The sequence below is a fragment of the Pseudomonas sp. NY15435 genome, from assembly GCF_048068295.1.
Classification (GTDB): domain Bacteria; phylum Pseudomonadota; class Gammaproteobacteria; order Pseudomonadales; family Pseudomonadaceae; genus Pseudomonas.
The window spans coordinates 218701-241664 of record NZ_JBLUQA010000003.1; the positions used below are offsets into that span (position 1 = coordinate 218701).

Annotated in this window: 17 protein-coding genes; all 17 read right to left on the minus strand. The window is 63.9% G+C overall.

Annotation, left to right across the window (positions count from 1 at the left end; genetic code table 11):
• Nucleotides 1-5: 5 nt before the first annotated feature.
• The 17 genes from fliS to flgB all read right to left on the minus strand — a co-directional run bounded on the left by fliS (nt 6) and on the right by flgB (nt 22662).
• Complete coding sequence (gene fliS, locus ACNFH5_RS08265) at nt 6-386, minus strand: flagellar export chaperone FliS (RefSeq protein WP_416745141.1); 381 nt, start codon at nt 384-386, stop codon at nt 6-8.
• 120 nt (nt 387-506) lie between these two features.
• Nucleotides 507-1949 carry a flagellar filament capping protein FliD gene (gene fliD / locus ACNFH5_RS08270; protein WP_416745142.1) on the minus strand — a complete coding sequence of 481 codons (1443 nt, stop codon included), beginning with the start codon at nt 1947-1949 and terminating at the stop codon, nt 507-509.
• 83 nt (nt 1950-2032) lie between these two features.
• The gene (locus ACNFH5_RS08275) at nt 2033-2383 is read right to left on the minus strand and encodes a flagellar protein FlaG (protein ID WP_416745143.1); all 351 of its coding nucleotides are present in this window, start codon (nt 2381-2383) and stop codon (nt 2033-2035) included.
• A 78-nt stretch (nt 2384-2461) separates the two neighbouring features.
• Nucleotides 2462-3910, minus strand: a complete 1449-nt coding sequence (locus ACNFH5_RS08280; RefSeq protein ID WP_416745144.1) for a flagellin — start codon at nt 3908-3910, stop codon at nt 2462-2464.
• A gap of 371 nt (nt 3911-4281) precedes the next feature.
• Nucleotides 4282-9753: a glycoside hydrolase family 99-like domain-containing protein gene (locus tag ACNFH5_RS08285; protein WP_416745145.1), complete on the minus strand. Its 5472-nt coding sequence runs from the start codon at nt 9751-9753 to the stop codon at nt 4282-4284.
• A gap of 64 nt (nt 9754-9817) precedes the next feature.
• Nucleotides 9818-11044 carry a class I SAM-dependent methyltransferase gene (locus tag ACNFH5_RS08290; protein ID WP_416745146.1) on the minus strand — a complete coding sequence of 409 codons (1227 nt, stop codon included), beginning with the start codon at nt 11042-11044 and terminating at the stop codon, nt 9818-9820.
• Nucleotides 11045-11235: 191 nt separating this feature from the next.
• Complete coding sequence (flgL, locus tag ACNFH5_RS08295) at nt 11236-12507, minus strand: flagellar hook-associated protein FlgL (RefSeq protein ID WP_416745147.1); 1272 nt, start codon at nt 12505-12507, stop codon at nt 11236-11238.
• Between the two features lie 21 nt (nt 12508-12528).
• On the minus strand, nt 12529-14556 hold the full coding sequence (flgK, locus tag ACNFH5_RS08300; protein WP_416745148.1) for a flagellar hook-associated protein FlgK: 2028 nt from the start codon (nt 14554-14556) through the stop codon (nt 12529-12531).
• 12 nt (nt 14557-14568) lie between these two features.
• Complete coding sequence (gene flgJ / locus ACNFH5_RS08305; protein WP_416745149.1) at nt 14569-15786, minus strand: flagellar assembly peptidoglycan hydrolase FlgJ; 1218 nt, start codon at nt 15784-15786, stop codon at nt 14569-14571.
• Between the two features lie 10 nt (nt 15787-15796).
• Nucleotides 15797-16885: a flagellar basal body P-ring protein FlgI gene (locus ACNFH5_RS08310; RefSeq protein ID WP_416745636.1), complete on the minus strand. Its 1089-nt coding sequence runs from the start codon at nt 16883-16885 to the stop codon at nt 15797-15799.
• 89 nt (nt 16886-16974) lie between these two features.
• On the minus strand, nt 16975-17667 hold the full coding sequence (flgH, locus tag ACNFH5_RS08315; RefSeq protein WP_017520257.1) for a flagellar basal body L-ring protein FlgH: 693 nt from the start codon (nt 17665-17667) through the stop codon (nt 16975-16977).
• Between the two features lie 41 nt (nt 17668-17708).
• A complete protein-coding gene (gene flgG / locus ACNFH5_RS08320; RefSeq protein WP_413349723.1) occupies nt 17709-18494 on the minus strand; it encodes a flagellar basal-body rod protein FlgG in 786 nt (261 codons plus the stop codon).
• A 56-nt stretch (nt 18495-18550) separates the two neighbouring features.
• A complete protein-coding gene (gene flgF / locus ACNFH5_RS08325) occupies nt 18551-19300 on the minus strand; it encodes a flagellar basal-body rod protein FlgF (RefSeq protein ID WP_416745150.1) in 750 nt (249 codons plus the stop codon).
• A 254-nt stretch (nt 19301-19554) separates the two neighbouring features.
• On the minus strand, nt 19555-21060 hold the full coding sequence (locus ACNFH5_RS08330) for a flagellar hook protein FlgE (RefSeq protein ID WP_416745151.1): 1506 nt from the start codon (nt 21058-21060) through the stop codon (nt 19555-19557).
• A 27-nt stretch (nt 21061-21087) separates the two neighbouring features.
• A complete protein-coding gene (gene flgD, locus ACNFH5_RS08335; RefSeq protein ID WP_416745152.1) occupies nt 21088-21783 on the minus strand; it encodes a flagellar hook assembly protein FlgD in 696 nt (231 codons plus the stop codon).
• Nucleotides 21784-21802: 19 nt separating this feature from the next.
• The gene (gene flgC, locus ACNFH5_RS08340; RefSeq protein WP_017520252.1) at nt 21803-22249 is read right to left on the minus strand and encodes a flagellar basal body rod protein FlgC; all 447 of its coding nucleotides are present in this window, start codon (nt 22247-22249) and stop codon (nt 21803-21805) included.
• A gap of 5 nt (nt 22250-22254) precedes the next feature.
• The gene (gene flgB, locus ACNFH5_RS08345) at nt 22255-22662 is read right to left on the minus strand and encodes a flagellar basal body rod protein FlgB (protein ID WP_416745153.1); all 408 of its coding nucleotides are present in this window, start codon (nt 22660-22662) and stop codon (nt 22255-22257) included.
• Nucleotides 22663-22964 lie beyond the last annotated feature (302 nt).

Sequence of the window (22964 nt, forward strand, 5' to 3'; positions counted from 1 at the left end):
TTCCTTCAGGCGGCAATGGCGTCCCAGCCCGATTTTACTTCACGCAGCAGACCCGAGACCTCTTCGAGGATCGCGGCGTCGCCATTGCGGTTCGCCTCCAGCAGGCGCTCGGTCATGTAAGCGTAGAGGCGGTCGAGATTCAAGGCCAGCTCGCCGCCCGCTTCCTGATTCAGCGCCTCGCGCAAGCCGCCAACGATGCCGATGGCCTTACTGATCAGCTCGCCGCGCTCGGCCAACTGGCCGCGCTCGATGGCGCCACGGGCCTGGGCCAGACGCTCCAGACCGCCCTGCATGAGCAGTTGGATCAGGCCATGCGGCGAGGCTTCGGCGACTCGCGCTTCCAGGCCTACTTGCTGGTATTGCTTCATGGCATTCATGGCGTACATGGCAGGCTCCTGCTGCAAATTCTCTTACTGACCAAGGTATCGGCCAGTGAAGCGGGAGCTTGAAGGCTAGTTTGCGTTTTTTTCACCGGGGCCGCCGGTCAGCGGCTCCGGTGGATGGGGTCAGCTCTTGGCGAACGGCAGGCTGGCGAGCTGGCTGGTCAGGCTGGTGGTGGTCTGGGTGAGCTGACTGACCAGGGAGTCCATGGTGTTGTACTGCTTGTACAGACGTTCCTGCAGTGAGGTGATGCGGCGGTCCAGGGCAGCCTGCTGATCGTCGACGCTGTTCAGGGTCTTCTGCAGGATGCTGTTGCGCTGGTCGAGGATGCCGTTGGTATCGGTGTACGCCTTGAGCTTGGAGTCCAGGCGGGTGGCCAAGCCCTTGTCGCCGGTGAACAGGTTAGCGACGTCCTGGAAATTGTTGGCGACTGCCTTGTCCAACTTGTCGTTGTTGATTTCCAGGGTGCCGTCGGCCTTGGTGGTAATGCCCAGGTCGGCCAGGACGCGCATATTGCTGTCGCTATCGCCCTGGGTGGCGACCAGTTCGTTGCGCACGGTGCTGAGCAGCGAACGCGCAGTGGCGTCTCCCACCAGCGCACCGGTCACTGGCGTCTTGTCCTCGCCGACCTTGGTCACCTTGGTCTGGGTGTTCACGAAGCTGACCAGGGTGTTGTAGGCGTCGACGAAGGACTTGATGTTGTTCTTGACGGTCGTCCGGTCCAGGTCGACCGTCAGCGTCACGGGCTTGTCGGCTTCGGTCTTGGTCTTCAGGTCGATGGTCACGCCTTCGATGGCGGTGGACACGCTGTTGGAGTCGCTCTTGATCTCCAGACCGTCAACCGTCAGCAGGGCGCTCTGCGCATGGGTGATGAAACCGCCGTCGCCGTTGGCCTTCTGCGCGTCGGTCAGCTTGGACAGATCGGGCGCGCTGGCTGGGTCGAAGGCCAGCTTGCTCAGAGCCTGGGTACCACCCGCGCCGCTGTCGACGGCCTGAATCTTGATGTCCTTGCCTTCACCGGTCTTGTTGCTGGACACCACCAGGCGCGAACCCTGCGCATCGTTGACGATGGTCGCGGTGACGCCCTGGTCCTTGCCGGCCTTGTTGATCGCATCCCGAACGCCGGCCAGGCTGTTGTTGCTGCTGTCGATGGTGATGTCATCTAGATTGACGTCACCCACGGAGATTTTCAGAGTGCCGCTGTTGAAGGTCGACGTCGAATTTGCCGGAACAGCGCCCAGGGCGACCTTGCTGCTGGCGGCCAGTTGCTCGACCTGGATCTGGTAGGTGCCCGCGGCAGCCTTCTCGGTCGCGCTGCCCTTGAGCACATCGGTGTTGGACGAGGTGAAACTGCGCGCCTGGAACTGCGTCAGGGTGTTGAGTTTCCCCAGGGCGGTCTGGAAGGTGCTGATGGCGCTCTTGAGCCCACCGATCGCGGTGATCTGCGTGGTGGTCTTCTTCTCGAGGGCATCGATCTGGTTCTGCTTGGGAGTCTTCTCGGCATTCACCAGTGCGGTGACGATATTGTCGATATTGAGGCCCGAACCCAGTCCCGTGATACCAGCCATCTTCCACCTCCGTCAAAAATCTGTTCAGCGCTATCCAATTACCAGATTAGAGCAATTGCCGTACCAGCTCTGTGAACAGCCCGTCACGCCTGGGCTTCGAACATCAGGCTGCGTATATCGTCGAGTCGAGCGGCAAGTTTCAGCACTTCCTCGGAAGGAATTTGCCGCACCACCTTGCCGGAGTCGCCGTCGATGACCTTCACCACCACATCGCCGGTCGTGTCGTCGATGCTGAAGTTCAGGTTGCGACGCACGCTCTGCACATGCCTCTGGATGTCCGACACGGCCTCGTCCAGGCGTGCGCGCGAATCCTGCTGACCTGCCGGGCGCGCCTCACCATCCTGGGGCGCAGCGGTGCTGGTGGCGGGAACCGCGGCGTCGGTGCGATTCGTCCCCTTGAACGCCGGAAGTCCGGCTATGTTTCCAACGTCCATCGTTCACTCCTTCGAAAAGGCAAAAAGGAGGAAGGGTTGCCCCTTCCTCCTGCGGTCGGATCGAAGATCCGCCAACCGTTAGCGGAGCAGGCTGAGTACAGACTGCGGCAGCTGGTTGGCCTGAGCCAGGATCGCGGTGCCGGCCTGTTGCAGAACCTGGTTCTTCGACAGGGTGGCGGTTTCCGAGGCGAAGTCGGTGTCCTTGATGCGGCTACGGGCAGCGTCGACGTTCTCGGAGATGTTGGTCAGGTTGGAGATGGTGTTGTCGAAGCGGTTCTGCACCGCACCGAGGTCAGCACGCTGGGAGTCGATCGCGGCCAGGGCATTGTCAATCACGGCGATGGCGTTCTGGGCACCTTCCACGGTGGAGATGTCGATGTTGGCGACAGTGCTCTTCTGCGCGGCGGAGGAGTTACCGAACACTTCGGCGCTGCCGGCACCGCTGACCGAGTAGGCGGTCGGCGAGTTCAGCTGGACGTAGCCGGTGATCTTGGAGTTGGCCGCGGTCAGGGCATCGTGGGCAGTAGCTTCGAGCTTGCCATCCGAACCCATCACCTTGACGTTCACCGAGCCCGCGGTAGCGGTACCGGTGTTGGCGCCAAAGGTGACGTTCTCACCGGTGGCGGAGGTGATGGTCAGCACGTTCTTGTCGTCGATGCTGGCGGTGATGCCGAGCTTCGAGGCGTTGGAGTTCAGTTGGTCGGCCAGGTCCTGGGTAGAGGTTACGCCGGCCAGGTTGACGGTGTTGGTGCCGACCTTGACGGTGAAGTTCAGCGAGCCGCCAGTCACGCCGGAAACGTCGGCGGTGAACTCGGTACGGGCACGGGCGGACAGGTTCGGGATGGCGCCATCGAACTGCTCGGCGATGTCCTTGGCGCTGGCGCCAGCGGCGGTGGTGATGGTCTTGGCCTGACCGCCGCCCACCAGGTTGATGGCGCCGCCTGCAACGCCCGAGGCGCTGGAGGTGCCGGCTGCGGTGGCGGCGGTACCCGCACCTTCGCTACCGATCTGGTAGGAGCCGATGGCGCTGGCCGATGCGTTTTGCAGGCTCACGTCGATGGTTTCGTAGGCGTTGGAACCGACCTGGAAGCTGGAGGTACCGAAGGAGCCGTCGAGCAGCTTGCGGCCACCGAAGGTAGTGGTGTCGGCGATACGGGTCAGTTCAGCCTGCTGGGCGGACACTTCTTTCTGCAGAGCAGCACGGTCGGCGTCGCTGTTGGAGCCGTTGGCGGACTGCAGGGAGAGGTCACGGATACGCGACAGAATGTTGGTGGACTGCTGCAGGGCACCTTCAGCGGTCTGCGCCAGGGAGATACCGTCGTTGGCGTTACGGGTGGCAACGCCCAGGCCGCTGATCTGGTTGGACAGGCGGTTGGAGATCTGCAGGCCGGCAGCGTCGTCTTTGGCGCTGTTGATGCGGTTACCGGTGGACAGACGCTGCAGCGAGGTGCTCAGCGCGTTCGACGAACCGTTCAGGTTGCGCTGGGTGTTCAGGGAAGCAATGTTGGTATTGACGGTAAGGGCCATGATGGTCTCCTTCAGAGGTCCTTTTAGTTCCTGAGCTTGCGAGATCTCGGCCTGCTTGCTCAGGGACACCAAGAATTCGCATTCGTACTGTTTATCGGCGGTGCGGCGAAGAGCTTTAGCGCAAAACGGGAAGTTTTTTTTCCCCTTGTTTTTCAAGACATTGAATTCACTTCGCGGCGAATTCCAACGACCTGCCGGGGCAACATTCCAACCATTGCGTCAGGTCTTGCACCATCTGCGAGGGCCAGGACCCGCGCGGACAACGAGGAAATCGGCCACCGCGACCATTCCTTTAGGGCGATGGCAGAGCTGATTTTTCCGTGGACAGAAAAAAGGGGCCCTAAGACCCCTTTGCATCGATGACGACAGCGTCAGTCAGGCAACCAGACACCTGCCCAATCCATTACCTTCTCGCCTTCAAGCATCCAGTCGCGGCGCACCACTTCGCGCAGCGAATCGCCGGCTCGCGCGGTAGCATCCAGATCAGCCAGGTGCATGCGGATGGCCTCCACCCAATCGCGGTAGCGGTTCTTCACACGGGTGACGGGCAGGTCGCCCTGGTAGCAACGCACGTCGCTGCAGACCACCGGATAGCCCAGCACGCCGTATTCGAGCAGACGCAGGTTGCTCTTGCACTCGTTGAAGCGGTTCTGTTCCAGGGGCGCCAGCGCCAGGTCGAGATTCATCGACGCAAGGCGTTGCGGGTAGTCCTCGATGGTGCGTCCGGGGTGGAACTCGGCGATATAGGGCCGCAGCGCCTCCGGGCAGAGCCCGAAGAACACCCATTCGACCTCGTTCGCCAATTCGCGCACCACATCGGCGATCAGCTCCAGATCGCCACCATGCCCCATGCCGCCCGCCCAACCCACCCGGGGCTTGCGTCCGACGCGGCGCTGGCTGGAAAGGTCCTTCCACCACTCCACGGGCAGCAGGTTGGGCCGCACGCGAATATCACCGTGCAGGTCAGCGAAAGCCTCGGCCAGCGCCTGGGTGGAAACGACGAAGCGATCACACAGCGAGACCGCCTGGCGCAGAGAGCGCAGGATGTCGCGCGGCATCTCGCCCTGGTGCGCGCTCTTGAGCGGCAGGTTGGGCAGATAGTCGTCGACTTCGTAGACCCGGAAGGTCGAGGTCGCAGCGCGCAAATCGGCCATGATTTCCAGCTGCCGCGCGGTGATCTGCCGTTGGAAGATCACCGCGTCCGGCGCGAGGCGCGCTTCTTCCACCGTTTCCAGCAGGTTCGCGCTGATCACGCCGTCCAGCAAACCGTCACGGCGCATCGCCGCGAACGGCTGGCGCACACGGTAATGGCCACAACCGGCTTCGTCGGCAGCGTACAGCAGCAAGCTCGGCGCCACTCGCTGCACCAGCGGCTGCCAGGCCTTGGCCGTGCATTCTTCCAGGGTGAAGCCCTTGCCGCGCAACGAGAGGTTGCGGTTGTAGGCCGCGTCTTCGGCGAGCGCCGGCAGCCAGCGCCGGTACATGGCCTGCTGCTCTCCCTTGAAGCGCGCACGCTTGGTTTGCTGGGCGGCGGAATCGACATGCGTCTGGCTGACACCGCCCTCGTGCAGCAGGACCGCGTAGGGCGTCCACACTGAGAGGTAACCCGCCTGCCGGGCCCTCAGGCAGAGGTCGACGTCGTTGTAGGAGACCTTGAAGTCCTCCTCGTCCATACCACCGAGTTCTTCGTAGAGCGACTTGCGGATCATCAAGCAAGCCGCAGTTACCGCACTGTAGTTCTGGTCGGCGAAAAGACGGTGCATGTAACCCGGGGAATTGCCGGCGTCACCGATGAAGACGTGATCCGCCGGCCCGTTGAGGCCCAGCACGACACCGCCGTGCTGAAGACGCCCGTCGGGGAACAGCAGCTTGGCTCCGACGATGCCGACTTCCTCGCGCTGAGCGTGGTGGAGCATGGCGTCGAGCCAATCCTCCTGCAGCGCGGCGGTGTCGTTGTTGAGCAGCACCAGGTAATCACCGGTGGCCTGCTTCGCCGCGAAGTTGTTGATCGCCGAGTAGTTGAACGGATGGGTGTAGCGCAGCACCCTCACCTGCTCACTGCCCAACTGCTCGATGCCGGCGAGCCAGGCGCAGGCGTCGGCAGCCTGGCTGTCGTTATCGATGATGAGAATTTCGTAGTGCGGGTAGCGGGTCTTCTCCAGCACGCTTTCCACGCAGCGTTGCAGGATCGGCAACTGGTCGCGGGTCGGGATGAGGATCGACACCTTCGGCTGTTGCTCGTGCAGGTACTGCACCCGGTTGATCGGGGCGACCGCGCCCGCGTAGATCGCATGCCGCAGGCCCAGGCGATCAAGGTGCGCCGAGACCAGGCGCGCGGCGTTGTCGTCAGCGGCGGCCTCGGCCAGCCAGGCACCGAAGCCCTGACGGGTATGCAGCAGGATCTCGGCGATGTGCCCCACAGCGCTGAAGCCGGTGGACTCCACCAGGCGCAGGAGCAAATCATGCAGCGCAAGCTTGCCGAAGCCGCGGTCGAGGCCACCCAGCTTAAAGGCGGCCGAGCGTTGGAAGGCCAGGGCGCTGCCGGTGTAGGGGTAGCTGCGCAGCAGGTCCAGGTTGAAGTCGGGTTTGAGCAAGGGGAAAGCGTGCCCGCCGTCGAGGAGTTGGTCCTCGTCGTAGTAGCAGCAATGCATTTCCGGCGACAGATTGATGCGTTCGGCGAGCACCAGCAGCGCGTGGGCATCCAGGCGGTCACCCGCCACCAGGACCTGCACCCAGTCACCATCGAGCGCTTCCAGCGAAAGACCCAGCACATCCATGGGCTCGCCGCCGGCGGAGAGCCATAGCAAGCCGTCGCGGGCCTGCGCAGGGGCATCGGAAATGACCAGCGTCTGCTGCGCGAGGTACAGCTGCGCGTCGAGGCTGTCCAGGGTCTCCTGGACGCTGCGGGCATCACTGTGTTTATCGAGAATCACCACACTCACGCGAGGCCATGCTGACCAGCCGGCGACGCGCTCTTCCAGTGTGGCTCGCTGGACCGGCGACAGCTCACGGTGAGCCAGCCATTCGCGGTACTGGCGGGTGGCGCCATCCAGCGCCGGGGTGTGCGCCGGCTGGCGGAAGCTCTCCGCCGTGTTCGCCAGTGCATCGCGGGTCGCCTGCAGGTAGGCCATGCCGAAGCGCTCGTCCGGCTCCAGATGGCAACCTTCACCCCACTCGTTCCACGCGTTGACGAACACCAGGCGCTCGTCGCCCTGCTGCTCCTGCGCGGTCAGCTCCAGAGTGCGCTCCAGCCAGCGCTGATAGCGTTCAGGCGTCGAGCCGACGAACATCGTGGCGCCCCCCTTGCGCCGGCGTGCAGCGTTGTCCCAGCCGGGAACCAAACCACGGAAGCGCTTGTAGCCAGGCGCCGGACGCGCTAGCTGTGCCTGCGCCAGTTGCTCGTAATCACCCACGTGGATGCTCGCATCCTTCAGTTGCCGCAGCGGCTGCGACGACCGAATGCGATCCAGGCGCACCTGGTGAGGCAGGAATTCGCAGGTCGCATCGAAGCCGCTCTCGGCAGGAGCAATCACCTGGAAGCTTTCCACGCCAATCAGGTACACCTCACCCACGCCAGCTTCGCGCCAGTGCTGTCGCCAGGCCGCCAGGGTGCCAGGCAGATCGGGGATGATATCGCCGCGATAGACCAGCAGCACCGGTTTGCCACCGACGCGGATGTAGCGCGGGTCGCTCATGTACGGCACCAGGTCTGCGGCGAAACGCTGGTTCAGCTGTGGCGAATAGCTCTGGTGCATGAGAATTTCCTGCTCGCCACCGTCCCAGCGGCGCGTCCAGTTCTCATTGGCCCAGCACAGGCAGAACGGCATGTCGATCTGTGGGTTGGCAAGCAACTGGTCCACCGGCCGCTCCAGCAGACGATCGCCATCGAACCAGTAGTAGTAGAAGCAAAAACCATGCAGCCCGTGCTCCAGCGCCATGCGGGCCTGACGTTCAAGGGTCGCGACGTCGGCCAGGTCGTAATAGCCGAGCTCAGCCGTCGGCACGTGGGGTTGATAGTGGCCTTCGAACAGCGGCGCGCCCTGGCGGACATTGGTCCATTCGGTGAAGCCCTCGCCCCACCAGTTGTCGTTCTGCTCGATTCGGTGAAACTGCGGCAGATGGAAAGCGATCAGGCGCGGCTCAAAGACTTCATGCCCCTGTGCGGCCAAGGGAGTAACCGGCAGCGCTTCCAGTTCCGGCCGCCCGCCAGCACGTCGGTACATATCCACGCGCCAGCGCCCATTGCCATAGATTTCCTGCCAGAGTCGGCGGTTCAACCGCGATGCTTCGTCATGTCCCGCCTCGGAAAACTCAAGCGACAGCCACTGGCAGAGCTCCGCCACACGCGTCATTTCATCGGCGCCCGGCAGATGCCTGGCCACGGCCGCGTCGGCGGCAAGGCACTGCAATCCACGGTAGAACAGCACCGACAGGCTGATCGGCTGTGCCGTCCGCCATTCGTCATCGATAAGGGCAAGGCTGCCATCACTTTGCAGGATGAAATTGTCCGGCGTGGCATCAAGCCAACCCGATGGCAACTCACCGTCGCGGGCATGTGCGGTGAGCTCAGCCAGCCAATGGTTGAGCAAGGCGACCACGATGTCGCGCTGATCTCGGAGAATGGCGTTACGCAGCAGGACGCCCAGGTTGCGGCCAGCGACATAAGCCTGTTCGTGGAGCGACTGCGATACCAGTTCGCTGCGGGCATCGCCCACGCCCAGCGGCGACTTCTCCACCCTCACCTCCCCGCACTGCTCGACGAAGGAGGTAATGCAGTTCAGTCCCGGACGCCGGTTATCGGTGTACTTCTGCGCCAGCAGGTTGCGCCGCACGAACCGACAATCGCCCGCCCGGTGAGCGAGGATCAGGAAGGAGTTGGCCAAATCGCCCAGCAGCCCTTCCTTGGCCACGCCTTCCCAGGCCAGGGGCAGGTTGAACTGTGGAGCACCGACGCCGGAGTAGTCGCGGTTCTCGAGATAGGCGACCAGGTCCTCGGGCGCGAAGCCGTCGCGAGCCACCCCGGCGTCGCCGACAACCACTTCCGGTAACTTGTAGTCGGGGAAGGGATAGGCGAAATGCTGCTCGGTGAAGCCCGCTGCCGCCAGTTTCGCGGCGAGCCGGCGGCGGCCGTAAGTAGTCGTCTGGCGATGACCGTAGCGCCCTTCCACGCCGTAGTACGCCTTGGCGAAATGGTCTTCGGTGATGCCGGAAAAGTACTTGAGTCCCATCTGGTTCTCGATGGCGACCACCAGGACGCCACCGGGCTTGAGCGCGCGCTCAGCCATCTGCAGGCAGGCGACGAAGGCATCTTCGGCATCCAGGTAGACGGGCGAATATTCGAGCACGCCGATCAGCGTGACGACGTCATAGACCGGCTCGAAGGCAATGTCCTGGAAGTTGGAGTGAAACACCCGCACCTCGGCGAACTCCTGCACGCGGCGCGCAGCGATGCCGGCCCGGCGAGGGGATCCTTCCACGGCGTCCACCTGGCAGCCGCGCTCGGCCAGTGCGCGGGTGATCGCCCCGCAGCCGCAACCCAGCTCCAGCACACGGGTGCCCTGTCCCAGCCCGTCGAGCCAGTGCAACAGGTTCGAGCGGCGCGGCGAGAAGTGGTACTCACTGGGCCAGTCGTCGACCTGGGCGATCAACTCGGCAGAATGGACCGAGACATCCGTCGCCCCGGCAACGGTCCTGCCCACCTTCTGTTCGGCAGCATCGCCATCGGAGTAACCGAAGTCCTTCTGCGCGCCATTGCTCCAGACGCCGGAGGCGGCGTCCTGGCTGAACGCGGCCAGCGGCTGGCGGTGGAGGCCGGAATCAGCGGGCGGATTGCTCTGGTTCATCACTCATCTCGGAAAGTCTGGGCAGCGCGGCCGCTGCCGCGCTGCGGGAAAGTCGATACTGGAGTCAGCCGCGTGCCTTGCGACGCAGCACGAAGAGCGCCTGGGGCAACACATGACGATCATCGACGAAGTCGATGAGCTCGAAGTCTTCCAGCCAGTTCTGCTCGATGTAGCCGCGCGAGATCAACGACTCGCCGTAAGTGCCGTCGTACTGGCCGAAACCGGCATGCAGGAACGCGCCGGCATCGTAGTCACCATAGGCCTGCTCGGGGTCGACGAAGGAATCGGCGAGGTTGGCGTACCAGGGATGGCTGCGGTCGTTGCTGGCGCGGATGCGCCGGCAGAACTCGATGAAGTCGCGGCCCTGGGTGGTCATCAGCACCAGCGCGCCCGAGCGCGTGATGCGGGCGAATTCCTTGATCCAGGCGTCGGCGCAATCGGGTGCCAGGTGGGAGAACACGGAGTAGCCGAAGATCAGATCGACCAGATCTTCGCGCAGATCACAGGGCGGGAAGTTCTCGACCTTCAGGAAGTTGCCCATGCCGAATGCCTTGCGGCAATGCTCGGTCATGCCAGGATTCACTTCCAGACCGTAGAGATTGTCAGGCTGAATGTACTTGAGCATGAAGCGGGTGTAGCGGCCCCAACCGCTGCCAAAATCCACGGCGCGCGTACGCTCGTCGAACACCAGGCCATTGTCGCGGGCGTAATCGAGCATCAGTCGGATAAAGCGGTTGGCCTCGTTGAGGGCCGCCACGCCGGAGGAGCCGACATAGATGCGCTGCATCTCCGGATCGATGAATCCGGGCAGGAAGTGGCCGTCCAGTGCCTGGCCTTCGACGCTGCCGTGCAACGCTTCCAGCCACTGCTCATCGCTCAGCGCGGACGCTGCCTTGTGCAGCGCGCGAGCGCTGTCCTTCTGCCAGAGGCCGAGGCTGCGACTGAAAAGTTCGCTGCCCAGGGTTTCGAAAGCACTCGGCTTGGCCCGCGCCGCGACGAACGCCTCTAGTTCTTCCTGCTGCGACTGGTTCTGCTGCACCTGTTCAGCCAGCAGCCCGATGAGGTTGCCGGCGACCAGGGATTCGCCTTCCAGCGCCGCGGACTGCTGGAAGCGTCGCAATGCCGCCAGGTGGTCACCCATGCGGAAGAGCACCACGCCCAGATCGTTCGCCAGTTCGGCATCGACACCGGCCTTGGCCTCCAGCTCCGTCAGCAGCGAGAGGGTCTCGCCCAGTTCGCCGGCGGAAAAGTGATGATAGGCCCGGTCCCGGATGTCCTGAAAATCGCTCATGGGTGCTCCCCTGGACGCCACCCGCGGGCTGCGGCGCGGCGCTGATTGTCTGCACTGACCTGGCGACAGAATCATGACGCGCAAGGTCTCCGGAGACAGGTAAAGCAATCCGGATGCCCAAATCACTCAGGAAGGAAAGAAATCTCGATGAAAGGAGCGGCACCGGCGGCAGAGTGCCGCCGGTGTAAAGATCAGTTGAGGTAATTGAACAGGCTCAGCCCGCTGATCTTCACGTAGCTCTGCTGCGCGGCCTGCAGGATAGTGGACTGCATCGACAGCCGCGACAGCGCTTCGGCGTAGTCGAGGTCCTGCAGGTCGGAGATGACGCCGGTGTTTACCAGCTTCACGTCGTCGATGAAGGTCTCGGTGGAGTCGATCACGTTCAGGCGCGCGCCGATCTTGCCCTGGCCGGAGAGGACCTGGGTGTTCACCGAGTCGAGGTTAGAGATGGCCACGGCGGTCGCGTCACGGATAGCGTAGTTGCCTTCCTGGTCCGAGGTCGCGCTGGACAGCGCCTTGCGCAGGTCGGCCACGACGTTGAGCAGGCCCTTCTTCTCGGTAGAGGGATCGCGGTTGATGCTGAAGGTATCCCCTGCCGCGGGCTTGCCGTCGATCTGCACCTTCACCCCAGCGTACTCGATGAAGTCGTTGGTCTGGCTGTTGTCGTCGATGGCGCCGGATTTCAGCGGGGTATAGCTGCCCGGCAGCGCCGGATCGTTGAGGTCGTAGACCTCGTAGTTCTTGTCATCGATGAAGCGGATGCCGATGCCGTCGGTGGCGGCCGGCGGCACGCTGGACGGGAAGGTGCCGTCGTAGGCCTGTTTGTCGTTGACCAAGCCGAGGGAGATGCGCCCGGTGCCGGTGTTCGCGGCAGCAGCGCCGGTAGTCACGCGGTTGATGTTGTTGACGTCGTCGAACAGTGCCTTGCCGCTGTCGCTGATACCCAGCAAGGTGCTGCTGGCGATCTGCACCTGGCGCTGGCTTTCATCGCCCTGGTAGCTGTAGCTGCCGTCGGGGTTGCGCACGAAGGGCTGGGTGTCGCCCTGGCTGCCGGAGAACAGGTACTTGCCGCTGGCGTCCTTGCTGTTGAGCAGGTTGAGCAGTTCGTCTTCGCGCTGCGACAGCTCGGTGGCGAGGGCGTTCTTGTCACTGGGGTCCTGGGCGCCGTTGCCGGCTTCCACGGCAATCTCGCGGATGCGCTGGATGACGTTGCCCACCGACTGCAGGATCGATTCCTCGGACGTCAGGCTGTTCTTCGCCGCCGTGATGTTGCTCTTGTACTGGTCGTTGAGCGACTGCTCCTGGCTCAGTTGCAGCAGACGCACCGAGGCCACCGGGTCGTCCGCCGGGGTGAGGATGCGCTTGCCGGTGCTGATCTGCTCCTGGGTGCGGGTGACGCTGCCGTAGTTCTTCTGCAGCCCGCCGACGGAGTTGTTGTAGGCCTGGATGGTGGAGATGCGCATGGTCGATTCCTTCCTCAGCTATCAGCGGAACGCGCCGATCAGGGTGTCGAACAGCGAGCGGGCGACCTGGATGACCTGGGCCGAAGCGCTGTAGTACTGCTGGAACTGGATGAGGTTGGCGGCCTCTTCGTCCAGGTTCACCCCCGACAGCGAGTCGCGGTTGTCCTGTGCCTGCTTGAGTACGGTGGCGCTGGCGTCGGCGTTGTTGCGCACCTGCGCAGTCAGGGTGCCGATGCGTTCCACCAGACCGCCGTAGGCGTCGTTGTAGGTGGAACCGGCGCTGCCGGTGCCGCCTACGGTGGCCTTGCTCTGCAGGCCGGACAGCGCCAGGGCGTTGCTGTTGTCGGAGATACCCTTGGTGTTCATGCCGACGGTGAAACTGTCGCCGGCCTGGGGGGCACCGCTCAGGGTGAATTCGTAACGGTAGCTGTTGCCGGTGCCCGGGTCGGTGTAGTCCAGGCGCACGGTGTTGGTCTGCCCGGAGGTCAGGCCGGTGGTCGAGGGCGACACGTAACTCAGCGTCGCGCCCGCCGGCAAGGTGCCGGTGAGGCTGTTGGTCGTCGCATCAAAGCTCAGCTTCAGGCCATTGGCGCCGAACAGGTTCTGCAGGTCGGCGGTGTTGATCGGCGACGGGCCGCTGGTGAGCTTGGGCTGGCCGATGGCGCCAGTGCCACGGTTGTTGGTGGTGGCCTCGCTGCGCGCGGTGCCGGCGAAGGCGAGCTGGTCGGCCTTGGTCAGCACGGTGCTGATGTCGGCAGCGCCGCGACGGGTCGGTTGCAGGGTGAAGCCATCGCCGGCCGGCGGCAGCGTGGGCATGGTCACGGTGAAGCCCTGGTCCGCGCCGCTGCCATCGGCGAAGCTCAGGGTGTAGGGCCCGGTGCCGCTGACCGTGACGTTGACCTGCGCGTTATCCGAAAGCCGCCGTGCGGTGAAGTTGTTGCCGTCGTATTCCAGGCGGTAGTCACTGGCGCCCAGCTTGCTGGTGTCGGTGATCTGCAGCTGGGCGTCCACCGTGCCGGTGTTGGTCGACTGCGCCAGCACTCGCAGGCGCGCGATGCTCGGGTCGTTGATGTTGCCGAACAGGTTGGAGCCGGCGTTGCCGGAAAGGTCCAGGCCCTGGCCGAGCTGTTTGTTGACGGTGTCCGCGAAGGTCAGGGCGATCTGCCCCAGCTTGTTGTACGAGGCGTCCAGGGCGGTGTCACGGTAGGCGATCAAGCCGCCCATCTGCCCGCCGGAAACCTGCGAGGTGATGGTCTGGGTGGCGCTGCCGCTGACCAGCTGCACCTCGAAGCGGCTCGGGTCATTGGTGCCCGGCACGACCTGCAAGGAAGACGTGGTAGTGCCCACCACCAGCGGCTGGCCAGTGCCGATGAACAGGTTGATCGAGCTATCGTCCTGGGGCACGGCCTGCACGCCGATCAGCTCGGAGAGCTTGCGGATGGTCTCCTCGCGGGCGTCCATCAGGTCGTTGGGCTGCCCACCGGCGGCCTTGGCCTTGGCGATGGCGTCGTTGTAGCTGGCAACGCTGGAGGCCAGGGAATTGACCTGGCTGGCCAGCGAACCGAGCTGCTGATTGATCAGGCTGTTCTGCTTGTCCAGCTGGTCATACAGGGTATTGAACGATTTCGACAGGCCCTGCGCCTCGGCCAGCAATGCCTCGCGGCCTTCGCTGGCGGAAGGGTTGGCGGCGGCGGTCTGCAGTGCGGCGAAGAACTTCTGCAGCGCCGGGCTGATGCCGGTAGTGGTGTCGGAGAGCAGCGAATCGAGCTGTTCGATCTGGCCCTGGAAGGCGCTCAGTTCATTGGCCTGGCTGGTGGCAGTGCGCACCTGGGAGAACAGGAAGTCGCTGGCGAGCCGACGCACGTCCACGACCTGGCTGCCCGAACCGATGTAGCCGGCGCCGCTGTACTGCGGGATGCCGGTCTGCTGCACCGATTGCTGGCGGGAATAGCCGGGGGTATTGACGTTGGTGATGTTGTGGCCGGTCACCGTCAACGACGTCTGGCTGGTACGCAGGCCAGACAGGCCAATGGAAAGTAGATCGCTCATCGCTCTTGGTCCTTATCCCAGGGGCGGGGTGTCCGCCGCGGCGACCGCCTGGTAGACCTGCATCTGCCGGGCGATCTGCGACACCTTGCGGGCGTAGTTCGGATCGGTGGCATAGCCGGCCTGCTGCAGTTCCTTCATGAACTGCTCGGGACGCTGGGTCGAATCCAGGGCGTCCGAATAGCGGTCGTTGTTCTGCAGGAAGCTCACGTAATCGTTGAAGCTCTGCTCGAAGGAGTCGTAGGAGCGGAACGCCGCGACCTCCTTCACTTTCTTGCCGTTCTCGTATTCGGTAGTCAGCGCCTTGGCGGAGTCGCCTCCCCAGCGCGAACCGGTCTTGATGCCGAACAGGTTGTGGCTGCTGGAGCCGTCCTGGTCGCGAATGATGGATTTGCCCCAGCCGGTTTCCAGGGCGGCCTGGGCCACCAGGTAGCGGGCGTCGACGCCGATGCGCGCGGCGGCCCTCTGCGCCATGGGCAGCAGGGTGGCGACGAACTCGTCCGCCGAGGCGAAGGTCGACGTGCCCTTGCCCTGCGGCGATTGGACGGAGCGGCGGCCGCTGGCGTCATCGCTGGAGGCGGCGGCAATGGCGGCAGCGGCGGCGTCCACTTCCTGCACGGCGTTGGCGAAGGATTTCGACGTCTGCCAGTCGTTGCCAGCCAGCGGCTTGCCCTGCTCTTGCGACGTCGCCGCGCCCGGCACGATGCCGGCCATCACACGATCGGCGAGCTTGCCCGGCAGCGCCAGGCGACGGGCATTGAGCAGCTTGGAATCGTCACGGCCCTGCTCGGGTTGCGGCAAGGCCTTGCCGCTGGCATTCACCCCGGTGGTGGACGGCCAGCTGGAGGTCTCGCCGACCTTGGCGAAGGGGTTCGCGGCGCCGCTGTGCTGGCCGCCGTTCATCTTCGACAGCTGCCGGGTGAGCACGTCCGACAGGCCGATGCCGCGGCCCTTGGTGGACAGGCTGACGGACAGCTGCTGGTCGTACATTTCCTGGTACTGCTTGGTGGTCGAGGTGTTCATGAAGTTGCCTTCGGCGAGCACGTCGTTGGCCGAACGCATCGACTTGAGCATCTCGTTCATGAACAGCGATTCGAATTCCTGGGCCACCTTGCGGATGTTGCCCTCGCTGTCGCGGCCGGCGCCGTTCTTGAGCTGCGCCAGGCGATTGAGATCGGTGTAGGCCCCGGAGCTGGTCCCGGACGAGCCTGCGGAAAGCAGTTTGGCATCCACGTCGGCGTCCTCAGATCACGATCAGGTCGGCTTGCAGCGCGCCGGCCTGTTTCAAAGCTTCGAGGATCGCCATCAGGTCGCTGGGCGCGGCGCCCACCTGGTTAACGGCGCGTACGATTTCATCCAGCGTGGTGCCGGGGCCGAACTTGAACATCGGCTTGGCTTCCTGCTCGGCATTCACCCGCGAACGCGGGACCACGGCGGTCTGACCGTTGGAGAACGGGCCGGGCTGGCTGACGATGGGGTCTTCGGTGATGGTCACGGTCAGGCTGCCGTGGGTCACGGCGGCCGGCGACACGCGCACATTCTGGCCGATCACGATGGTGCCGGTGCGCGAGTTGATGATGACCTTGGCCACGGCCTCGCCAGACTGTACGTCGAGGTTTTCCAGCACGGACATGTAGTCCACGCGCTGGTTCGGATCCAGCGGCGCGCTGACGCGCACCGAGCCACCGTCCACGGCCTGGGCGACGCCCGGGCCGAGCAGTTCGTTGATGCGGTCGACGATGTGTTTGGCGGTGGTGAAGTCCGGGCGGTTGAGGTTCAGCGTCAGCGTGTTGCCCTGATCGAAGCCGCTCGGCACTGCGCGTTCGACGGTGGCGCCGCCGGGCACACGGCCCGCCGACGGAACGTTGACGGTGATCTTGGAGCCATCGCGGCCCTCGGCGTCGAAGCCACCGACCACCAGGTTGCCCTGGGCCACGGCGTAGGTCTGGCCGTCGATACCCTTGAGCTGGGTCATCAGCAGGCTGCCGCCGCGCAGGCTCTTGGCGTTGCCGATGGACGACACGGTGATATCGATGACCTGGCCCGGCTTGGCGAACGGCGGCAGGTCGGCATGGATGGATACCGCCGCGACGTTCTTCAGCTGCACGTTGCCGACGTTGGCCGGCACCTTGATGCCGAACTGCGCCAGCATGTTGTTGAAGGTCTGCAAGGTGAAAGGCGTCTGGGTCGTCTGGTCGCCGGTGCCATTGAGGCCGACGACCAGGCCGTAGCCGATCAGTTGGTTGTTGCGCACACCCTGGATGGTGGCGATGTCTTTCAACCGCTCAGCCTGCGCCGACGGCACCAGGAGCAGCGCACCGAGCAGCACCAGGCTGTAGGAGCGAGCTTGCTCGCGAACCCGGCGGATCAAAATCTTCGCGAGCAAGCTCGCTCCTAGAGTGATCATCACATTCACCCTGCTCAGAACGGGAACAGCGGGCTGAGGAAGAAGCGGTCGAACCAACCCGGCTGGCTCGCATCGGCGAACGCGCCGGTGCCCGAGTAGGTGATGCGCGCATCGGCCACCCGGTTGGAAGCGACGGTGTTGTCGGTGGCGATGTCGTCGGCGCGAATCAGGCCGGCGATGCGCACCAGCTCGTTGCCGGTGTTCAGGGTCATCCACTTCTCGCCGCGCACGGCGAGGATGCCGTTGGGCATGACGTCGGCCACGGTGACGGTGATCGAGCCGGTCAGGCTGTTGCTCTGCCCAGCCTGGCTGTCGCCCTTGGCATCGCGCGAGCCGCCGTATTCGGCGGAGAGGCTGAGGTCGCCGCCGCCGATGGGATTGTCGGTGGTCAGGCTACTGCCGAGCATGCCGGTCAGGCCCATCTTGGTCTTGCTGTCCTTGGAGATGTCGGAGCTGGCCTTCTTGCTCGCCTGGGTCTTCTCGTTAAGGGTAATGGTGATGATGTCACCCACGCGGAAGGCCTTGCGGTCGCCGTAAAGGTTGTTGTCGAAACCCGACTGGTAGATCGAACCGTTGTTCTGCGCGGCCGGCATCGGGGTACGCGGCAGCACCGGAGCGTAATAGGGATCGTCCGGCTTGGGCGGCGGGCTCACGCACCCTGCCAACGCGGCGATGGCCAGCAGCGGAAGGAGGTGGGAACGGTTCATCTACAGCTACCTCTCGGGGAGAGCGACTACGGGATCAGGACTTACAGGTTCTGGGTGACGAACGAGAGCATCTGGTCAGCGGTGGAGATCACCTTTGAGTTCATCTCGTAGGCGCGCTGGGTGGTGATCATGTTCACCAGTTCCTCGACCACGTTGACGTTGGAGTTTTCCAGGGTGTTCTGCTGCACCGTGCCCAAGCCGTTCAGGCCCGGCGTGCCGACCTGTGGCGCGCCGCTGGAACCGGTTTCCAGGAACAGGTTGTTGCCGATGGCCTGCAGGCCGGCCGGGTTGATGAAGTCGGCGGTCTGCAGGTTGCCGATGATCTGCGGCTGCGGGTTGGCGGTGGTGGTCACCGAGACGGTGCCGTCCTGGCCGACAGTGAAGGTCTGGGTCTCATTCGGCACGACGATGGCCGGTTCCAGCGCGTAGCCGTTGGCGGTGACGATCTGGCCGTCGGAGTTCAGGTGGAAGCTGCCGTCACGGGTGTAGCCGACGGTGCCGTCGGGCATGAGCACCTGGAAGAAGCCGCGACCGTTGACCGCCATGTCCAGCGGCTGGTCGGTGGTCTGCAGGCTGCCTTCGGTGAAGTTCTTCTGCGTGCCGACAATGCGTACACCGGTCCCCAGCTGCAGGCCCGAAGGGAGCTGGCTGTCCTGTGTGGAGTTGGCACCGGGCTGACGCTTGATCTGGTACAGCAGGTCCTGGAACTCGGCGCGATCACGCTTGAAGCCGGTGGTCGAGACGTTCGCCAGGTTGTTGGAAATGGTGGTCAGGTTCATGTCCTGGGCGGACAGACCGGTCTTGCTGACCCAAAGTGCCGGAAGCATGTCGTTCTCCTCGGGCGCCGGATTCGTGGCGCCTCGAACGGTTAATCAGGTTCTAATCAGCTGAACTGCAAAACACGCGCCATGGCCGCCGAGTCATCCTCGGCGGTGCGCATCATCTTCACGTGGAGCTCGAACTGGCGGGACAGCGAGAGGATCGAGGTCATCTCTTCCACCGCATTGACGTTGCTCGCTTCGAGGAAGCCCGATTCGATCTTCGCGTTGGCGTCGGCCTGCACCGCCGGCTGGCCGGGCTGTTGCTTGATGCGCACGAGGCCGTCGGCGCCCTTCTCCAGTTGCTTGGGGTCCGGGGTAACCAGCTTGATGCGGTCCACCTCGGCCACCACGCTGGGGTTGTCGCCCAGGCCGCGGATGCTGATGGTGCCGTCCTCGCCGATGTCGATCTTTTCCTGCGGCGGCACGGCAATCGGCCCGCCATTGCCGATCACCGGCAAACCATCGCCGGTGCGCAGCTGGCCGAGGGCGTCGATTTCCAGGCTGCCGGTGCGCACATAGGCTTCGCTGCCATCGGGGGCCTGCACGGCGATCCAGGAATCGCCCTTGGCGGCCACGTCCAGGTCGCGCCCGGTTTCCTGCAGGCTGCCGGCGGAAAAGTCGGTGGCCGGACGTTCGCTCATGGCGTAGACCCGCGACGGAAAACTGTCGCCGAACACCTGCATCGAACGCGCCTGCTCGAAGTCACGGCGGAAGCCGTTGGTGGAGATGTTCGCCAGGTTGTTGGCGTGGGCGCGCATGGCCAGGGTGTTCTGGCTGGCGCCGCTCATGGAGACATAAAGCATCTTGTCCATCGAATCCTCCAGACCCGCGTACGGGTTGTCTTGGAAGCAATAGAGCAAGTGCCGTGCCAGAGTCGAAAGAAACTCTCAACCTACTAATATATAAGGACTTATAAAAAGACAGAGCCCCAAAAGGGGCTATTGGAAGCCGTTGGCGGCGACGATCTGCCGCCACCGGCAAGAGGAGATTTGCCGCCCGCGCCGTGATACCGGCGCGGAGTCACCGCCCTCTTCCTTTTAAGGGAAGTCACGGACGGCGAGCAGGATCAGCGCAGGTTGATGATGGTCTGCGTGACCGCGTCTTCGGTCTGGATGGTCTTGGCGTTCGCCTGGTAGTTGCGTTGAGCGACGATCAGGTCCACCAGTTCGTTGGACAGATCGACGTTGGACGCTTCCAGCGAACCGGACTGCAAGGCGCCCAGGGTGCCCGAGCGCGGCGTGCCGACCACCGGCTCGCCGGATTCCGAGGACTGCACCCAGGAAGTCTTGCCGATCGGAGTCAGGCCCTGGACGTTGGCGAAGTTCGCCAGCACCACCTGGCCCTGCACCTTGGACTGGCCATTGGTGTAGCGGGCGAAGATGTTGCCCTCGTCATCGATCTCCAGGCCAGAGAGCTGGCCGGTGGTGTAGCCGTCCTGGTTGACGCTGTTGACCGCGAAGGCGGTGGCGTACTGGGTCGACTTGCGGATGTCCAGGGTGATGCCGCCGGCGTTCGGGGTGGCGCCGTTGGCGCTCCAGGTCGCCGGGGTCTTGCCGTCGGAAATCGCCGGAACCCAGTCGCCCATCACCAGGGTGCCGTCGGTGGGGTTGACCGTGAAGGCGTCGCCGGTGCCATTGTTCACCGGGGTCTGGGTCAGAAGCTGGCCCGCCGGGCTGAAGGTCAGGTTGACCTGGTAAGGGCTGGTGCCCATGCCGCTGACGGCCGCCAGCACGGAGGCTGGCGTGGCGCCAGTGGCCGCGGCGGCGGCGTTGGCGGCGGCAATCGCGGCTGGCGTGGCGCCAGAGCCAGCCACTGCAGCGGCCACGCTGGCCGGGGTCGCGCCGGTCGCTGCGGCAGCGGTGGTGGCCGAGGTGATGGCGGCGGTGTCGTCGGTCGGGTTGGCCGGGTTGCGGCCGTCCACCAGCACGTTCATGGTCCAGGTGTTCGCGCCGGTCTTGGTGAAGTATTGGGTCATGACATGGGAGTTACCCTGGCTGTCATAGATGTTCACCGAGGTCGACGAGTTGTAGCTGGTCGGGTCGCTGGAGTTGAACGGGGAAACCGTCGGCACGGTGTTGGTGGAGTTCAGGTTGAAGGTCTGGCTGACCTGGGTGGTCGCCTTGGGCGCCTGGTTCGAGGTCTCGATGCGCAGGTCGCCGACCACGCCGCTCTGCAGCTGGCCCTGGTCGTTCACCGGATAGCCCTGCAGGCGGTAGCCATTGTTGTCCACCACGTAACCGTTCTTGTCGGTGCCGAAGTAGCCGGCGCGGGTGTAGCTCACCGCGCCGTTGTTGCTGGTGACGAAGAAGCCGTTGCCGTTGATGGCCATGTCCAGGGCATTCTGGGTCGAATCGATGGTGCCCTGGTTGAACAGCTGCGAGACGTTGGACAGCAGCACGCCGCTGCCCACCGGGTTGCTGCCGCTGCCCAGCACGGAGGCCGCGTACACATCGGAGAACTCCGCGCGGGACTGTTTGAAGCCCACGGTGCTGGCGTTGGCGATGTTGTTGCCGGTGGTGTTGAGGTCACTGGAAGCGGCCTTGATACCACTGAGCCCGATATTGAAAGACATGCTTAGCTCCTGGTCGGTATCGCCGACTTACTGGCCAATGATCTGGACTTTGGACAGGCCGATGCTGCCCAGTCCGGCGAGGTTGAGGGTCAGCTCGCCGCCGTTCTGCCCGAGGGTCACGCTGTCGACGTTGGCCGGCAGGAAGGTGGTCAGGCCGTAGGTCTTGCCCTCGTAGTTGGTCTGCGCTTCGAACTTGTAGCGGCCGGGCGGCGCGAGATTGCCGCTGGAATCCTTGCCGTCCCACATGAAGCTGACGTTGCCGGCGGTCTGCTGGCCCATCTCGACGCGGTTCACCAGGGTGCCCTTGTCGTCGTAGATGTTGACCCAGCTGTTGGCCGTGGACACCGGCAGGGTGTAGGTGCCCTTGAAGGTCTCGGAGGTGTCCACCATCGATTTCTCGGTCGGCACGATCACCTTGCGGCCCACCAGCGAAGAAGCCTGCAGGGCCTGGGACGACTGGTAGTTGGAAAGCACGCTGTCCATGCTGGTGTTCAGCGACTGGATGCCTTCCACGGTGCTGAACTGGGCCAGCTGGGCGATGAACTCGCCGTTTTCCTGGGGCGACATCGGGTCCTGGTTGTTCATCTGCGCCACCAGCAGCTTGAGGAATTCGTCCTTGCCAAGATTGCTCTTGCCGGCCGTGGCGCTGCCGCTGTCCTTGTTGATCGCATACTGGTCCAGAACCGAACTGGAGCCATTGATGCCACTGTTGTCGATGCTCATCGTGCTCTTTCCTCAGCGCTTACTGACCCAGGGTCAGGACCTTCTGCATCATCTGCTTGGCGGTATTCATCATTTCCGCGTTGGTCTGGAACGAGCGGCTGGCGGAGATCATGTCGGCCATTTCCTCCACCACGTTGACGTTCGGGTAATAGACGTAGCCGTCCTTGTCGGCAGCCGGGTGGTTCGGCTCGTAGCGCGGTACCAGCGAGCTCTTGTCCTCTACCACGCCCAGCACCTGTACGCCGGAGCCGGCCTGGTCGGTCTCGCCGAACAGCGAGCCCTGGTCGCCGCCGCCCTGAGCCTGCTGGAACATGGTGGCGAACACCGGATGGCGGGCGCGGTAGGTCTGGTCCACGCTGGAGGAAACGGTCTCGGCGTTGGCGATGTTCGACGCGGTGGTGTTCAGACGGGTGGTCTGGGCACTCATGCCGGTACCGGCGATGTTGAAGACACTGGCGAGCGACATGGCGATTACTCCCCGCGCAGGGCGTTCATCAGCCCTTTGAACTTGCTGTTGAGGAAGGTGAACGAGGCCTGGAACTGCACGGAGTTTTCCGCGTAGTTGGACTGTTCGATCTGTTCATCGACGGTGTTCTGATCGATCGACGGTTGGGTCGGGTTGCGATACTTGAGCGATTCGTCACCGATGCCGAAACCGTCGGCCTCGATGTGATGGGCATTGGTCAGCGTGGTGCTGAAGGTGCCGTTCTTCATCTTGTCCGACTGGGCCGCCAGTACCGAGGCGAAATCCAGATCGCGGGCCTTGTAGTTGGGCGTGTCGGCGTTGGCCAGGTTATTGGCCAGGACTTCCGCGCGCTGGGAGCGGAAGCTCAGTGCTTGCTGGTGGATGCCGAGGGCTTTGTCGAAGCTGATGCTCATGGTCGCGAACCTGTTTGCCGGTGTGGGCTTGCCAACACTTCAGCAAGGCGCGTGCCAAAACCGCATACCCTTTAATTTCAAGGGCTTGAAGGAAACAGAAGAGCGGCAAGGGGCGGCAAACAGCGGCAAAGCGGCAAGCGCTTTCCTTGCCGCTTCGGGCAAGGCGGCAAGCTTGCCGCGCTTGCCTGGAGCTTATTTGCAGGAGCGAGCTTGCTCGCGAACCTGGCCACTCGACGGAGTTCGTTCGCGAGCAAGTTCGCTCCTGCAGAAAGAACATGCGAAGCGGATACACGGCAAATTGC

Bases quoted from the DNA above. Each gene is read 5' to 3' on its own strand.
- fliS (WP_416745141.1), bottom strand. From the start codon at position 386: ATGTACGCCATGAATGCCATGAAGCAATACCAGCAAGTAGGCCTGGAA.
- fliD (WP_416745142.1), bottom strand. From the start codon at position 1,949: ATGGCTGGTATCACGGGACTGGGTTCGGGCCTCAATATCGACAATATC.
- ACNFH5_RS08275 (WP_416745143.1), bottom strand. From the start codon at position 2,383: ATGGACGTTGGAAACATAGCCGGACTTCCGGCGTTCAAGGGGACGAAT.
- ACNFH5_RS08280 (WP_416745144.1), bottom strand. From the start codon at position 3,910: ATGGCCCTTACCGTCAATACCAACATTGCTTCCCTGAACACCCAGCGC.
- ACNFH5_RS08285 (WP_416745145.1), bottom strand. From the start codon at position 9,753: ATGAACCAGAGCAATCCGCCCGCTGATTCCGGCCTCCACCGCCAGCCG.
- ACNFH5_RS08290 (WP_416745146.1), bottom strand. From the start codon at position 11,044: ATGAGCGATTTTCAGGACATCCGGGACCGGGCCTATCATCACTTTTCC.
- flgL (WP_416745147.1), bottom strand. From the start codon at position 12,507: ATGCGCATCTCCACCATCCAGGCCTACAACAACTCCGTCGGCGGGCTG.
- flgK (WP_416745148.1), bottom strand. From the start codon at position 14,556: ATGAGCGATCTACTTTCCATTGGCCTGTCTGGCCTGCGTACCAGCCAG.
- flgH (WP_017520257.1), bottom strand. From the start codon at position 17,667: ATGAACCGTTCCCACCTCCTTCCGCTGCTGGCCATCGCCGCGTTGGCA.
- flgG (WP_413349723.1), bottom strand. From the start codon at position 18,494: ATGCTTCCGGCACTTTGGGTCAGCAAGACCGGTCTGTCCGCCCAGGAC.
- flgF (WP_416745150.1), bottom strand. From the start codon at position 19,300: ATGGACAAGATGCTTTATGTCTCCATGAGCGGCGCCAGCCAGAACACC.
- ACNFH5_RS08330 (WP_416745151.1), bottom strand. From the start codon at position 21,060: ATGTCTTTCAATATCGGGCTCAGTGGTATCAAGGCCGCTTCCAGTGAC.
- flgD (WP_416745152.1), bottom strand. From the start codon at position 21,783: ATGAGCATCGACAACAGTGGCATCAATGGCTCCAGTTCGGTTCTGGAC.
- flgC (WP_017520252.1), bottom strand. From the start codon at position 22,249: ATGTCGCTCGCCAGTGTCTTCAACATCGCCGGTACCGGCATGAGTGCC.
- flgB (WP_416745153.1), bottom strand. From the start codon at position 22,662: ATGAGCATCAGCTTCGACAAAGCCCTCGGCATCCACCAGCAAGCACTG.